Origin of the sequence: Mycobacterium parascrofulaceum ATCC BAA-614 (assembly GCF_000164135.1) — a bacterium.
Taxonomy (GTDB): domain Bacteria; phylum Actinomycetota; class Actinomycetes; order Mycobacteriales; family Mycobacteriaceae; genus Mycobacterium; species Mycobacterium parascrofulaceum.
The window spans coordinates 303,103-316,178 of record NZ_GG770560.1; the positions used below are offsets into that span (position 1 = coordinate 303,103).

19 protein-coding genes are annotated in these 13,076 nt (G+C 65.0%); 10 read left to right on the forward strand and 9 right to left on the reverse strand.

Going from position 1 to position 13,076, the window contains the following annotated elements; genetic code table 11:
* The coding region (locus HMPREF0591_RS34485; RefSeq protein WP_083802079.1) for a zinc-ribbon domain-containing protein at nucleotides 1-1,522 on the forward strand (1,522 nt) is incomplete at its 5' end.
* Nucleotides 1,522-1,644 (forward strand): hypothetical protein, encoded by a 123-nt coding sequence (locus HMPREF0591_RS34490; protein ID WP_007172096.1) that lies wholly within the window; start codon nucleotides 1,522-1,524, stop codon nucleotides 1,642-1,644. The genes HMPREF0591_RS34485 and HMPREF0591_RS34490, both read left to right, overlap by 1 nt.
* A 1-nt stretch (nucleotide 1,645) precedes the next feature.
* Here HMPREF0591_RS34490 and HMPREF0591_RS27715 read toward each other — a convergent pair whose 3' ends face one another.
* Nucleotides 1,646-1,852: a hypothetical protein gene (locus HMPREF0591_RS27715; RefSeq protein WP_007172097.1), complete on the reverse strand. Its 207-nt coding sequence runs from the start codon at nucleotides 1,850-1,852 to the stop codon at nucleotides 1,646-1,648.
* A gap of 126 nt (nucleotides 1,853-1,978) precedes the next feature.
* On the opposite strand from HMPREF0591_RS27715, the gene HMPREF0591_RS27720 reads away from it, so the two are divergent.
* Entirely contained in the window at nucleotides 1,979-2,782 is an 804-nt protein-coding gene (locus tag HMPREF0591_RS27720; RefSeq protein ID WP_139093928.1) for a hypothetical protein, read from the forward strand.
* Nucleotides 2,783-2,803: 21 nt separating this feature from the next.
* Complete coding sequence (locus HMPREF0591_RS27725; protein ID WP_208857811.1) at nucleotides 2,804-3,472, forward strand: NYN domain-containing protein; 669 nt, start codon at nucleotides 2,804-2,806, stop codon at nucleotides 3,470-3,472.
* 639 nt (nucleotides 3,473-4,111) lie between these two features.
* Here the strand turns inward: HMPREF0591_RS27725 and HMPREF0591_RS27730 are convergent.
* From HMPREF0591_RS27730 to HMPREF0591_RS27765, 7 genes are all read right to left on the reverse strand, one after another.
* Nucleotides 4,112-4,897 carry a hypothetical protein gene (locus tag HMPREF0591_RS27730; RefSeq protein WP_007172101.1) on the reverse strand — a complete coding sequence of 262 codons (786 nt, stop codon included), beginning with the start codon at nucleotides 4,895-4,897 and terminating at the stop codon, nucleotides 4,112-4,114.
* A gap of 50 nt (nucleotides 4,898-4,947) precedes the next feature.
* The gene (locus HMPREF0591_RS27735) at nucleotides 4,948-5,211 is read right to left on the reverse strand and encodes a hypothetical protein (RefSeq protein WP_007172102.1); all 264 of its coding nucleotides are present in this window, start codon (nucleotides 5,209-5,211) and stop codon (nucleotides 4,948-4,950) included.
* A 301-nt stretch (nucleotides 5,212-5,512) separates the two neighbouring features.
* On the reverse strand, nucleotides 5,513-5,698 hold the full coding sequence (locus HMPREF0591_RS27745) for a hypothetical protein (protein WP_040624178.1): 186 nt from the start codon (nucleotides 5,696-5,698) through the stop codon (nucleotides 5,513-5,515).
* Nucleotides 5,695-6,042, reverse strand: coding sequence for a hypothetical protein (locus HMPREF0591_RS27750; protein ID WP_007172105.1), 348 nt, complete (start codon nucleotides 6,040-6,042; stop codon nucleotides 5,695-5,697). The genes HMPREF0591_RS27745 and HMPREF0591_RS27750 overlap by 4 nt, the downstream gene beginning before the upstream one ends.
* Before the next feature lie 184 nt (nucleotides 6,043-6,226).
* Nucleotides 6,227-7,453, reverse strand: a complete 1,227-nt coding sequence (locus HMPREF0591_RS27755; RefSeq protein WP_007172106.1) for a P-loop NTPase family protein — start codon at nucleotides 7,451-7,453, stop codon at nucleotides 6,227-6,229.
* Nucleotides 7,454-7,661: 208 nt separating this feature from the next.
* The gene (locus HMPREF0591_RS27760; RefSeq protein ID WP_007172107.1) at nucleotides 7,662-7,898 is read right to left on the reverse strand and encodes an excisionase family DNA-binding protein; all 237 of its coding nucleotides are present in this window, start codon (nucleotides 7,896-7,898) and stop codon (nucleotides 7,662-7,664) included.
* A gap of 272 nt (nucleotides 7,899-8,170) precedes the next feature.
* On the reverse strand, nucleotides 8,171-9,310 hold the full coding sequence (locus tag HMPREF0591_RS27765) for a tyrosine-type recombinase/integrase (RefSeq protein WP_007172108.1): 1,140 nt from the start codon (nucleotides 9,308-9,310) through the stop codon (nucleotides 8,171-8,173).
* Nucleotides 9,311-9,666: 356 nt separating this feature from the next.
* Between HMPREF0591_RS27765 and HMPREF0591_RS27770 the strand changes: the two genes are divergently transcribed.
* The 6 genes from HMPREF0591_RS27770 to HMPREF0591_RS32645 all read left to right on the forward strand — a co-directional run bounded on the left by HMPREF0591_RS27770 (nucleotide 9,667) and on the right by HMPREF0591_RS32645 (nucleotide 12,504).
* A complete protein-coding gene (locus HMPREF0591_RS27770) occupies nucleotides 9,667-9,924 on the forward strand; it encodes a hypothetical protein (RefSeq protein ID WP_007172109.1) in 258 nt (85 codons plus the stop codon).
* Nucleotides 9,925-9,952: 28 nt separating this feature from the next.
* The gene (locus HMPREF0591_RS30475; protein ID WP_157137586.1) at nucleotides 9,953-10,243 is read left to right on the forward strand and encodes a hypothetical protein; all 291 of its coding nucleotides are present in this window, start codon (nucleotides 9,953-9,955) and stop codon (nucleotides 10,241-10,243) included.
* Between the two features lie 72 nt (nucleotides 10,244-10,315).
* Entirely contained in the window at nucleotides 10,316-10,705 is a 390-nt protein-coding gene (locus HMPREF0591_RS27780; protein WP_007172111.1) for a hypothetical protein, read from the forward strand.
* Nucleotides 10,690-10,977: a hypothetical protein gene (locus tag HMPREF0591_RS27785; RefSeq protein WP_040624181.1), complete on the forward strand. Its 288-nt coding sequence runs from the start codon at nucleotides 10,690-10,692 to the stop codon at nucleotides 10,975-10,977. The genes HMPREF0591_RS27780 and HMPREF0591_RS27785 overlap by 16 nt, the downstream gene beginning before the upstream one ends.
* 461 nt (nucleotides 10,978-11,438) lie before the next feature.
* Nucleotides 11,439-12,305: a hypothetical protein gene (locus HMPREF0591_RS32640; protein ID WP_007172113.1), complete on the forward strand. Its 867-nt coding sequence runs from the start codon at nucleotides 11,439-11,441 to the stop codon at nucleotides 12,303-12,305.
* A gap of 28 nt (nucleotides 12,306-12,333) precedes the next feature.
* Nucleotides 12,334-12,504 carry a hypothetical protein gene (locus tag HMPREF0591_RS32645; RefSeq protein ID WP_007172114.1) on the forward strand — a complete coding sequence of 57 codons (171 nt, stop codon included), beginning with the start codon at nucleotides 12,334-12,336 and terminating at the stop codon, nucleotides 12,502-12,504.
* 77 nt (nucleotides 12,505-12,581) lie between these two features.
* Here the strand turns inward: HMPREF0591_RS32645 and HMPREF0591_RS27790 are convergent.
* On the reverse strand, nucleotides 12,582-13,076 hold a 495-nt coding region (locus HMPREF0591_RS27790; protein WP_208857812.1), incomplete at its 5' end, for a hypothetical protein.

The window sequence follows — 13,076 nt, forward strand, 5'->3', positions numbered from 1 at the left end:
GGACAAGGCCTGGTGGCTGTGCGCAAACTGCGGGCATGAGTGGGAGGCGTCAATAGGTAATCGCGCAAGAGGGGCGCAGTGTCCGCCGTGCGCCTATGCCGCTCGCGGCCGAGCGCTCCGCGGCCGCTCTCGCACTCCCGGTCCGGCGAAGCCTCAGCCGGCGCCAAGCAAGGCGAGGACAGGCCTGCCGCGGCCCGGTGACTCATTCGCAGACCGCTTCCCCGAGGCTGCCGCCGAATGGCATCCCACACGCAACGGTGAACTGACTCCCGAGAAAGTTGCGCGAGCAAGCAATCGCCGAGCCTGGTGGCTATGCCGCACATGCGGACACGAATGGGACGCAATCATCCAGAGTCGCGGCAGAGGTGGCGCCGGTTGCCCGCGGTGCGGCCGGCGCCGAGCCGGGCGGGCGAATGCCATGCCCAAGCCCGAATGCTCGCTCGCCCAAAAGTTCCCCGCCCCGGCTGCTGAATGGCACCGGACACGCAACGGACCGCTAACGCCTGATCAGGTGGCAGCCAAAAGCCGTCGCAAAGCGTGGTGGAAATGCTCGACGTGCGGCAACGAGTGGGAAGCTGCAATATACAGTCGCGCAACAGGTCACGGATGCCGATCCTGCGCCGACCGAAAGCGAGCGATCGACTTCGGCGCCGCGGAACCGGGACAGTCCCTCGCCGAGCGAGATTCCGAGATTGCCGCGCAGTGGCATCCCAGCCGGAACGGCGCGCTCCGCGCGTCAGACGTCACGGCCAACAGTGGTCAGACAGTCTGGTGGCTCTGCGACAGAGGTCATGAGTGGCAGGCCATGATCAATAACCGGCGCAAAGCTCGGGGGTGCCCGAAGTGCACGCTCTGGGGAACAAGCGTTGAGGAAATACGTCTTCGCCATGAACTGCTCGCCGCTGGCGTACCCATCGACCCAGACCACGAAGTGATCCACGAAGCATCTGGACGGGTTTTGCAGTGCGACATGGTGTGTTCGGCTTGGAACGTAGTCATTGAGTTTGACGGCAACAGATTTCATAAGCTCCCGGATAGCGTCGAGAAGGACGAGCGCAAGACCCGATCGCTTGTGGAGCAGGACTGGATCGTGATTCGTGTGCGCGAAGACCTGCCGGCGATCGGCGCGCACGATGTCGTTGTACCTCTGAACTCAAGCGAGGTCACGCGGGCCAAGGCAGTCCTGATGCAACTGAGAAGTCTCGGCTATGAAGTGGCCGAACACGACAACTACCTCACGACAAACCACCCTTGGGGCAGCAGTGACGCGTCCAGCTACATCAAGCGGCGACGGGTCGACAAGTCTCTCGCAACCCTGAACCCCGATATCGCGGCGCAATGGGATCCAAACAAGAACGGCGCGATGACTCCTGAGGACGTGACAGCAGGTAGCGGTGAGCGGGCTTGGTGGATCTGTCCCGACTGCGGGCATAGCTGGTCGGCTTACGTGTACAGCCGAGCGAGGGGCGGGCACGGCTGCCCAGATTGCGGTCGCCGAAAAGCGTCTAGGCGCCAACGTTGATGACGCGGGTTTGTGAATCCATCGTCGCGTGCGCCCTGGCCGCCGCCCCCGTCGTGGAGCGGTACACCGCGGTCGACGACGACGAGATACGGGCCGCGATGATGTCGGCGCTGACGGAATAGCTCAGGAGGCCGCCTCATCGGGCCTTACGTACTGTGAGGGCCAGGGAGTTCGGTATGCGGCGTCGCGAGACACCCGGTACTCGTCGACGGAAGACACCCACACCACCGGCATATCTCTGCCGGGCACCACGTCGCTCACCGAGATCATCGGCACCTGTTCGCCGCTTGCGGTCGTGACCTGCACCCTCATACCTGCGTGAATGCTCATAGTGCAGAGCGTGACGCATGCCAGCGCGCTGGTAAAGAAAAATCTGCTGCGGCATGGCTTGTGGCATGTGCTTATGGCATGTATGGTGGATCTCTGCCAGACGGGATGCAGGGAAGGATGTGCGACATGGCCGACGAGGACCGCGGTGGCTTCAAGCCGCCATACCTGCCGTTCGCCACACTCTGGAACTTCGTCAGCGAGCTGGCTGCGCATCCGCTGCCACCAGCGATTGATCGGTCACTCATGGGCACGAAATCTGGCTCTGATCAGATTAATCTGATGGCCACGCTGCGCACCTTCGGTCTGATCGACGACGACCACAAGGTCCAGCCAGAGTTTGTGGAATTCGCTACCGCTAACGAGGTAGCCCGCAAGGAATACCTGCGCGTGCTGGTCGAGAAGTACTACGCCGACGCGCTCAACGTCTCCTCCCAGAACGGCACAGAGCAACAGCTCCATGACTGCTTCCGCGACAAGTATGGAGTCGACGGCGCCGACACCCGACGGAAGGCCGTGACGTTCTTTCTGCATGCAGCACGGCGTGCCGAAATCCCACTCAGCCCGCACTTCCCGAGTACCCGAGCCGGGTCGGGCTCGCCAGGTCAGAAGCGCAAAAGCCCGAAGAAACGGACCAGCAGCACCAGCGTCGGTAACGCGGCCGAGCTCGGCAATACTCCGCCGCCGCCGAAGTCCGAGTACGAGACGAGCGTCAAGCTGCAAACGGGCGGCACCATGTCGTTGACGGTCAACGTCAACCCCCTCAACCTGCGCGGTGAGGACCGCAATTTCTTCTATGAGATCGTCGACAAGCTCGCCGATTACGCGGAGAAACACCAGATCAACGGGCTGGCCGGCGATACCAACAAAAACGGCCCTTCCGAAGAAGGGCCGTCGGGCCAACCGTCCGAGGACGGCGGCGGGGTTACGTGAACACTATAACTGATCTACAGGGTGAAGTCATTCCCAACCTGGGGCGTGGCCGTGGGGGCGGTGATCGCCGTGGCTGACACGCTGGCCGTCTACGTGGACGGTTTCAACCTCTATCACGGGCTGCATGAGGCATCCGGCCGGAAACATCTCTGGCTCGACGTGGTCGCCCTCGCGCAGAACCTGAGACCGCAGAGCTCGCTGGCAAAGGTGATGTACTTCACCGCCCCGGTGCTCAATGATTCCGGCGGACTGGCTCGCCAACAGCGGTATCTCAACGCGCTCAAGGCGCAAAACCCCGGGGTCATTGAGATCGTCGAGGGCCGTTATCAGCAGAAAAACAAGACCTGCAAGAAGTGCGGCAACACGTGGCGGACCTACGAGGAAAAAGAGACTGATGTCAACATCGCCATCAATCTCGTCGCTGACGCCTCCATCAAGCTCACCGACGCGGCACTGATCATCTCGGCCGACAGCGACCTCGCGCCCGGAGTCAAACTCGCCCGGAAGCTCAACCCGAACCTGTTCGTTGCGGCTGCCTTCCCTCCGAGGCGGGTCTGCAACGAGCTAAAGACTCTGATGCCGAACTCGTTCCATATCGGTATGGGCAAGATCCGTAACAGCCAACTACCGCCCGTCGTTATCGACGCGGCCACGCGTAAGCAGTTCACCCGCCCCACCAAGTGGGCCTAGGGCGGCTGAGCCTCGCCGAGGGCCCACAGCGGCGGATCCCACGCGATCCGCGGTTGTTTTTTTCCTGAGGGGGGAGCAGAAGGCGCTAGGCCATGGGGTCGCCTCGGGGGGCCCCGGGGGCGGGTCACCCGCCCAGGTCAGGGGCTTGGGCTGGTTCACCAGGTGCGCTACCAAGTCCTCCAAGTGACGAAGTGGACGCCTGGTGCTGGGTTGATGTGGCCGCGGCGTCCGGATGCGTCGGTGCAGTAGTAGCTGTCTGCGATGCTGGCGCCTTCGCGTTGGCAGAGGATGCAGGTTCCGCGGTGCTGGCCGGTGGCGCCGACGCACTGATTGCATGCGCGGTGTGTCAGGACTGTGTTGTCTCGTGCGAGTGGATCCCCGCCTTGGCTCACCGCGATGATTTCGTGGACTTCGGGGCTCAGCGGGTCGGGTGTTGGGATTGTTACGTCGACGTCTTCGCCGCAGATCCAGCAGGTGTCCTGTTCGCGGAGGATCCGGGCCCGGAGCTGGCGCCGCCTGTACCCGTTGGCGTAGCGAGGGTTAGCGGTCACGTCCTGGTCCTCGTCGCGGTGGTGGGCTTGGGCCGGCGCTGGCGCCCTACGTCACAACGCCACCGGGATGCGCGCCGGCCCAAGCGGTCTAGCGGTTGAACCCGGCTTCGAGGCGGCGTTGTTCGCGGGCGCGGTCTTCGGCGGCTTTGTCGGCGCTGTACTGAGCCGAACGCGACATGAACTCGCCCAATGTCGCGAGCCGCAGCGGGAGTCCGCGGCGCGCCAGCACCCACACATCGACGTCGGTCCGTTCGTTGCGGGCCAGCTCGTATGCGGGCTCGAGGTCAGCCTTCCGCGCCGGCGTCAGCGCGAGGGCCCCTCGGCCGCTGTAGTTGACGCCGGCGACGGTGGCCAAGGCGTAGAAGCCACGCTCAGCCGCTCTCCATGCGTCGAGGGCGGTGCGTGCTGCTGCCCAGTGCCGCAGCACCTCACCGCCCTTTGTGGCGGCATTGTCGCCGCGGCGAAGGTCCATGGCGGGCACCGCTTCGGCGGCGGCGGCGAGCCCATCCGAGTGCTCGTCGAGCGCGTCAGCGAAGCCGGCGAGGATGTCGTCGCCGTGGTCGGCGAGCGCGGCTGCGAGCAGGTCATCGCCGCGGCGGCGGGCGGACTCGCCGATGTTGTGCGTAGAGAGCACGCGGTCGAGCAGCAGGCGCGTGACGTCGGGATCGTCGTGGTAATCCTTTCCGGCTTCGATGGCTGCGAAGACGGCGCCGTGCAGATCGCCTGTCGTTACGCCGATTCGGTTGGCGGCATCGCTGAACGCTTGCGCCTTATTGACCTGTTTGGCGTAGGCGGCGGGCAGCGGGGCGCCGAGTACGTCTGCGGCTTTGGCGACATTCTGCGCGTGGGTTCGCGCCGAAATTAGGTGCTGCATTGCTGGGTTTTCCTTTCTGCGAGGAGCAGTGATTCCGTTGGGCCGGGGGGTTAGTCGTCGACGATCGGCGTGCGGTCGAACCAGGGCCCCTTGTCTTCGGGCTCGACCCGGGGCGATGAGGTCCGGCCGTGGGTGCGTCCGCCGGCAAGGCCAGCGAGGAGCGGCTTGTCCTCGTCGTCGGCGAAAAGCTCTCTCGCCCATTGCCGCTGTTCGTCGGTGAACTCGCTGGTGTCCTGGTCGTCCTCGGGCTGGATGTCTGCTCCGGTGAAGAACGCGTGCGCGAACTTGCGGTCGCGGTTGGTGCTGTCGGTCATGCGTCGTGCCTTTCGAACAGGTATCGGCCGGCGGTCCGGTTGACGCCCTCGCGGGCTGCTCGGCGCCGGATCGTGCGCTCACTGACGCCGAGCCGTTGGGCTTGTTCTGCGGTCGTCTCCAAGCGTGAAGGGGTAGAGCCGGTTTGGCACGTTTGGTGTCCGTTTGCGGACACGGCTCGGGAAAACGCTTCGTGGAGGTCGCGCAACCATGACGGGATCGGATGCCCGAATCGGCGCCGCTCGTCGAGCACCTGGCCGATCAGGTAAGCGGCGGCGCTGATGTGTTGCGGCGCAAGGCCACTCATAAGTCCTGCTCTCCGACGTCGACGCGTACGACGGTGTGAACGCCGATGCACAGCGGGCCGCACGGCGTGAGTTCGGCTTCGGCCTGTCGTGCTTGCCCGGTGGTGTCCCAGTAGGTCGCCTCGACGGTGATGGGCCCGGTCTCGGTGCTGCGGTGGCACACCAGCGCGGCGACGACGCTCACGTCGCTTGCGCTCGGTGTCGTGGGCATGGGTGGCCGTGAACAGCGACCAGCGCTCGGCAGGGTCGGCCTGCTTGTGTCCGCCGGCCGCAGCGGTGCGTGCGCCTGCTGACGGTGATGCGACGGACGTATTCGAGCGGCAGCGCGCCCAGCTGTTCGTGCGCGACCTCGCGGCAGCTGCTGTCGTAGCAGACGGTGGGGTCACCGATCGCGGAGTGCTTGGCGAGGACCAGGTGCTCGTCGCCGTCGGCCGTGATCGCTACGGCAGCGGAATAGTCGGCCTGCCCGACGTCGCAGAGACAGACGGAGCGGTCGTAGTCGAGTAAGTGGCCGGCGTTGTCGGTCACGTCATGCGCCCCTTTCCGTGGGCGTCTGCTGCGTTGGTTCGACCTCGGCCGACCTCAGCCGACCTCGGCCGCCGATGTGCGCCGACCAGACGGCTCGGACCTCGGCCCACCCCGGCGGACCTCCCGTAGGGAGCCGCCGGGCTGGGGTCGAGCGCCGAGGTCGGCACGCGCTCGGATGGCTGTCTCATTCGTCCGAGTCCCGCGCCGAGGTCGGGACAACTGCGCGATAACCTCTGGCGCCCCGCCGGCCTGACATTTCGATGAACCGTCCGGCGACGACCAGATCCGCGGCAGCGTCTCGGATGGCCTTGTCCTTGATCTGGTGACCGGCCTTGCGGACTTCGGCGTAGAGCAGGTCACTGGAACGGACCTCATGCTCGGGAAGCGCGGCGACGACTTCGTACACCGCGTCAGCCGGCTTGGCTGTCGATGCGTCCGGTCGCGTGTCCTCTTCGGGTTTCGGCGCATAGAGGGTCAGGAAGTCGGGCGTGGTGTCGGTGTCGTCGACCACAAGTGTCCCGAGGTACACGGCGCCGCTGTCGTTGTCGCTGCCGTGAAGTTCGACCTGGCCGTTTCGGTCCTTCGTTGAATACAGCAGGGCGCGACCGCGCCGGCGCCGGCCGAACCGTTCCTTACGGACCAGCGCGAAGCGCACGCCGTCGACCACGTTGCCCTTATGGACCGTGCCGTAGGCGTCTCCGCGCAGCGGGTCGGCGCTCAGCGGCAGGTGATCGCACTCAAGCACGGCCGCGGCGACCTCCTTGAACGGCACGATCAGCGTTCGCCGCACCACCGACCAGCCTTCGAGGTCGATCTTCTGGCCTTGCAGCACCATCGCTTCGTTCACACCGTCGATGACGACCAGGGTCGGCCGGCGCGCCAGTAGTTCGTCGAGCCAGCTGCGGCGAAGCGGCTTGCTCGGCGTGACGAACATCAACTGCCGCTGAATCAGGTCTGGTGAAAGCCCGATCTGTCGTAACCGTTCGACTGTCGACGCTGCACTGGATTCTTCGAAGTGCAGATACACGACGGGATTGCCGGCGAGAAGTTCGGCGGTTGCGCACGCGAGCGCGAACCAGGTCTTGCCGGCGGCAGTGTGGGCGATGACGGCGTGTTCAAGACCGGGATAGAGCAGCCGTTGACCGTCAGTGCGGCACGCGCCGACCGACGGCGTGATGGGTTCGACCTCGCCGCGCAGGTAAGGCCCGAGCTCGACCGGCTCCCAGGTTGTCGCGGCGTCGGGGTCTTCGCCGGCGGATTCCGACTGGCCGGCGGGCTCAGTTGGGCCAGGGTCGTCGGGATGCCAGCCGTTGTGGACCGCCAGCTGGTGCCGCTGCTGCTCGGCTTCTTCCTCGGCGATCCACTCGGCGTACTCGTCGGAGCGGTCGACGTCGGTCATGGTCGCGGCCATCCGTCGACCCGTTCCCGCGGCGACAGCGGGTCGCGCCCGCCGCTGTAGGGCGAGGGCGGTAGCCGGCGGGCGGCATCGTTGCGGCGACGCAACTGCGCCAGCAGCGCGGCACCGCGCCCCTGTCGCGAAGGTGCGCTATCGTCGTTTTCAGCTTGAGCAGCTTGGTCGGCCCCGGACTCCGTGCCGGGGCTGACTTCATTCGGGGGGCTCATGCGCCACCGCCGAACGGCTGCATCACAACGTCGTCAATTTCGTTGAGGTCGACGCGGATGAGGCGGGGGCCGTTGCGGTAGCCGGTGATTCGCCCGTCGGCGATCATCTGTCGGATCGTGCGATCGGTGACGCCGAGGTATTCGGCAGCTTCAATCAGCTTGGCATATCGCCGCCTGACTTCGGGAGGTCGGCGTTCCTGTCGGTTGGGTGGGACGGGTTCGTTTGAAGGCATTGCGAAATAAGCCCTTTCGGTGGCTGTATTTCGGGATGCCTTGGTTTTCCCGGCTGTGTGCGCTCGACGACCCCCGTATAGGGACTGCGGACGTCAGGAAGGCGGCTTCAAACTGTTGCGACGTACGCCTCGGAGAGAGTGTGCCATCGCGCGAGTCAGATAGGCCTTTTCTCCGGGCTCATAGTCTCTCGACTCCACCGGCGAATTACCTACGCTCCGGCAGAGATTACCTAACTTCCGTAAGAACGCAACGAACCTCCGTCTAAGAGTCGTCATCCGTTCGCCGCGAGCTTAGACAGCAGTGCCGCAATCTCTCGGTCGCGGCCCTGCGCGGCATGCTGGTAGCGCATTGCCGCGGCTGGCGTCGAATGTCCAAGGCGCGCCATAAGTTCGGCCAGCGTGGCGCCGGTCGCCGCGGCGAGCACGGCGCCGGAGTGCCGCAGATCGTGCCAGCGCAGATCGTTGCGGTCGGCTTCGGCGCGGGCGGTGTAGAACCGCCGATACAGCGTCGCCGGCGCCAGGTGTCCACCGCCGACCGCCGGGAACAGCAGCGCGTCAGACTTGGCCCCGACGTGCTTGGACAGGTGCGCTTCGATCGCCGGGATCAGGTGCGGCGGTATCGCCACGTCGCGGACGCCGGCATCGCTCTTGGGTGTCGTCACGACGAACCCGTCGTCGGTGCGGACCACTGCGCGCCGCACGCGGACTACCTCGTCGGTCAGGTCGATGTCCTTGCGGCGAAGCTCGGTCAGTTCCCCGAACCGCATCGCCAGCCACGCCGCGAGCAGCACCATCAGCGACCACTGCGCCGGCATCGCGTCCGCGATGACGCCAATCTCGGAGACGGTCGCAGGCTTCACCTTGTGAACGCGCTTGGCCGTCCCGGCGCCGCGGATGACGCAAGGGTTCGCGCCGACCTTCCCGTCGCTCGCGGCAGTCGCCATGATCGTGCGCAGCAGCCCATAGGCGTGCGAGCGCATCGTCGGCTTGTCGGTCAACGTCGCCGCGTACCAGGCGCGTACGTCGTCGGCGGTGATCGACGCGATGGGCAGCAACCCGAACGTCGGTTCGATGTGCTCGTCGAGCAGCTTGCGGTAGTGCTCGCGCGTCCGGTCCTTGAGTGGCCGTCCGCCGACCTGACGCGTGGCGAGCCATTGGGTCGCGTATTCGGTGAACGTGAGCTTGGGCGCCGGCTCCGCATCAGCTCCTGGCGGCATCCACGCCCTTGCGACTATTTCCGCCTGCCGCAGCGACAGCCAGGACCGCGCGTCTCGCTTAGTCAGGAACAGCGTGGGCGCCTTGTACCGGCGTCCGTCGGGTCCGTAGTAGCGAGCGCGGTACCCGGTTGCGAGCTTGTCAACGCTGCCGAACGTGCCGCTGGCGCGGTCCTTGCGGCCAGTTCCTCGCGCCACTGTCACCTTCCCAGTTGTCAGGTCATGACCTCGGCATGACCTGACAAGGCTAACATTGCTTCCGCATGGTTCCGTGTAGCTCCGTCCAGAATAGAGGGCAACTACGCAGGTGAAAGCGGAAAATGCGAGGTCAGCCTATATCTGTCAGCAAACGCATTGAGCTGGTTCAATCCCAGTATCGCGCACCAGCTTTGACGCAGGTTATAGCCACTATCTCTAACCTGGATCGGAGATCATGGGCCAAATATGGGCCACGTGGTCACCGAGCTAGCAACCCGTCTGAGTGCCATTCCTTGTCGGTGCCTGGTGCCACAGTGGACTTCCCCCGACAGGAAGGCCCGGCAGTGTCCGCAACCATGAGACCGCTGATCGGCGCCCTGCTGATCGTCGGCGGCATGTGCGCCGGCGTACTCGCGGCCGCGGGGTCGGCGCACGCCGCTCCCCCGTGCGCGGAATACAACGTCTGCCAGTACATGCCGAACCCGTACAACAACGGGCCGTTGATGCCAACGTGGGAGCTGCCGGGCGGCTATGGGCTGCCCGGGGGCGACCCGACGATGTGCGATCCGCGCGCGTACCGCTGCTACCCCGCCTCACCCGGTAGCGGCTACTGACATGCGTTACGGCGGCTTTCTGTTCCTGGTGCTGCTGGTGTTCCTGGCGGCGCGGTACTGGCTGTGGATCGCGGTCGCGACCGGCGTAGTCGTCGCGCTGGTGCTGCTGTGGAAGTCCATGGGCTGGCTCGATCGGATCCTCACGCGCCGGGAAGCGCGGCGCGCTTCGGCGCGGTTTCGGCGCGCGGAGATCGCGCGGCGCGCCGACGAACAGAACCAGCCGTATCTGGCCGGCGACGAGCGTGGCATCTACGGCGACTACCCGCCCACCAAAGACTTTTCGGCTGTGGCCACAGGTCGACGGGCACAAAGAATGTAGGAGGATCAAGGCCCCGGCGACCGCTGACACGGCCCCGGGGCATGGCCGAAATCTGATAGGAGATTCGACACGATGAGTATCGCACCTGATCAGGGCTTTCGTCGCAACGTCCGTGTTCCCCTGGATGCCACGCGCGTCAGCGACTGGATAGCCACCACAGACGGGCGGAGCCAGGTACGCCTGTTCGACGGAACGCACCGGGAAGCCGCCGACGTCCGCATCGACATCATGGGAGCGCAACGACTCGACGGGGCAGTGATAGGTCGCTGGGTGATAGTGGGGCCGCCGGACAGTGAGCCCGCAGAGTACGAGGTCCCCGCGGCGCGCCGGCTCGCTGACGAGATGCACCTTGCGGCGCAGATCGAAGAGATTGCCGATCCTGATTTTGCCGCTGACGGTTTCGCTTTGGCGGCCGCGTTGGTTGCCGCCGCTGACGAGATCGAGGGGTGGGCCGCGCGATGACGTCGCGCCAGACACCGGTACGGCTCATTTCGCAGCGCGTGAAAGGCGACGATTTGTCAAATGTCAACGGCATGGTCGCAGCCGGCCATGCCGTGTACCTGTCGTGGACCGATGCCGAAGACAAGCGCACCGCATTGCTGATCAGTGAGGTGCTGCCGCGCGAATTCGGAGATGAGCCCACCGACAGGCATGTGAAGTTCGTCGAGGACGTCCCCGGCGTCCCGGTAAAGGCCGACGACTACGTCTGGATTCACATTATCGAGAGGAAGTGAATCGCGATGCCGGACCTCAGTTCCAGAGCAGCAGCGCGAGCTCGAACGGCTCGCCGCCGAGTACGGCGACGAGCTAATAGAACAGATCGCTGTCGACGCGGCACGCTCGCCAGATTCCCCGTTGCACAGCCTGTTTGAGTGGGATGATGCCGAAGCTGCCCGTAAGTACTGCGAAGTTTGGGCTGCTGAGCAGCGCAATTAAGCAGCGTGCGGAGCCGGAACGCAATAGCGGACGCCAAGTAGTTGATCGGGCCGCCCATCGATCTCCCCGGGGGCGGCCCGACCCGACATCCGTCGAACCCTGCGCTCGCCCCCACCATCATCCCGGCGCACCGGCCGGCGCTGAGACTTCGACGCGACAGCTCGCAGCAGTGCTCGTCGCGGCGGCCGACGAGGTCGCGTTGGCCCTCGCGGGCCCTCCAACGCAGGGGCGCTGACCGTGCCCCGGATAATGGGTTTTCATGCTCCTTGAGGTATGGCTTCCGGCCTCTACGGCCCGCGTGGCCGCGGCTGCGGGTGCCGGCGAAACCTTCAAGAACATCGCGGCCGGCGTCGCCAGCATTGCCACAACCGTGGCGTTGCTTATCGGCGGCGTCTGGGCGTGGTTCAAATTCATTCGAGGGCGGACCTTCAATCCCCGAATTTCCTATGAGATCCTCGGCCAGTGGCGCCCAATCGACGATGCGACAGCGTATGTCCTTCATGTGCGTGTTCGTGTCACAAACATCAGCGCCGCCGCCATCACACTGAGGCAGTACTACACGGCATTGGACGTTAGCTTCTTGCGCGGGCGACAGTCGGAGCTTCCGGACATTGTTGAATGGGAAAATTACCTGGCATCGCGCACAGACCCGAGCCAAGTTGGGGCGTTCGCCGTCCTCGAGGAATGTAACTGGATTGAGCCCGGCGAAACAGTTACCGACGATTTGATGTTGGAACTTGGCCGACGTCCAGCGATCGCCAAGCTAGAGCTCTCCTTAGCCTGGAACTCATCGAGTTGGCGGTGGCGTCGTCGCTGGAAAACATGGCGACGGATGCACCGTTGGGTGCTGTACCCGAGGGCATTCTGCCGGAACCGCTGTCGGCCCGCCTACCGCTGGGGCGAGCGCACGCGTGGAGTCCGTCGGCTCTGCGGATTGATCCGGTGGCGGCGGAGATGCCGCACGAAGCTGCGTCGGCGAATATGCCGTTCACGACTGTATTCTTGGATATATCGGCGTCCAGACGACCCCACGCACCGCAAGGATGTCGCAGATTTCATACGTCGGATCATCACGCCTGACTCGACGATGATTGATGATGACGACAGCGTGATGCGGGTCAGCTAGCGAGATCCTTAGCGAGGGGAGCACAGGCATGGTCGAGCACAAGGACACCGGCAGGTCTGCCGACATTGAGACACGCAGCCGAAAGCCGAGCATGGAGCACGCGCAGGCGATCGCTGCCGCAAAGCTGGCGCAGCAGCAAGCGAACCAATCCCGACCACAGCAACAAAACGGGTCCAAGCCTCAGCGACCGCAAAGCTAGCGCGTAGGCGTCCAAGTAGTTGATCGGGCCGGAATCGCTCTCCCGAGGGTGGCTCGTCATAACCAGGGCCGGAATCGTCAGCTCGGCGGTAGCTTCCAGCAGTCGGCGTTGCTGGCCCCTTTAATCATCCCCGGCACCATCTCTGGAAACGATAGTGAGCCGCCGGGAAACGGTGGGCTCATCGTGAATCCGGCGACGTAATTGCCTGTCGGGTCGAACACATCCTGCTCGTCGGGCGGTATGTGGCACTTGTGGCGCGGGTCTGCGGACTCGCAATCGCCGCGACCGTCGGTGCCGTGCGCAACGAACACCCCGCCCACATCAGCGCACGACAGTGGCGCGGCCGCGGCGCTCGGCGCAGTCACGGCGGCTGCGCACAACAAGACGGTCAGCATCAGGATTCGCATCCATCGGGTATACCCCGCGCCCGGCTGGTAGTCGGTGCTTCGGGGTACAACAGTGCGGAGGCCGGGCCCCAGCGCGACGGGTTCTCCCGCGCCGGCCCAATTACCATTCGCAAACATCCCAGGCGGGTGATTGCGGGGCGCAGCCCGCAGCAGGAACCGGGTCGT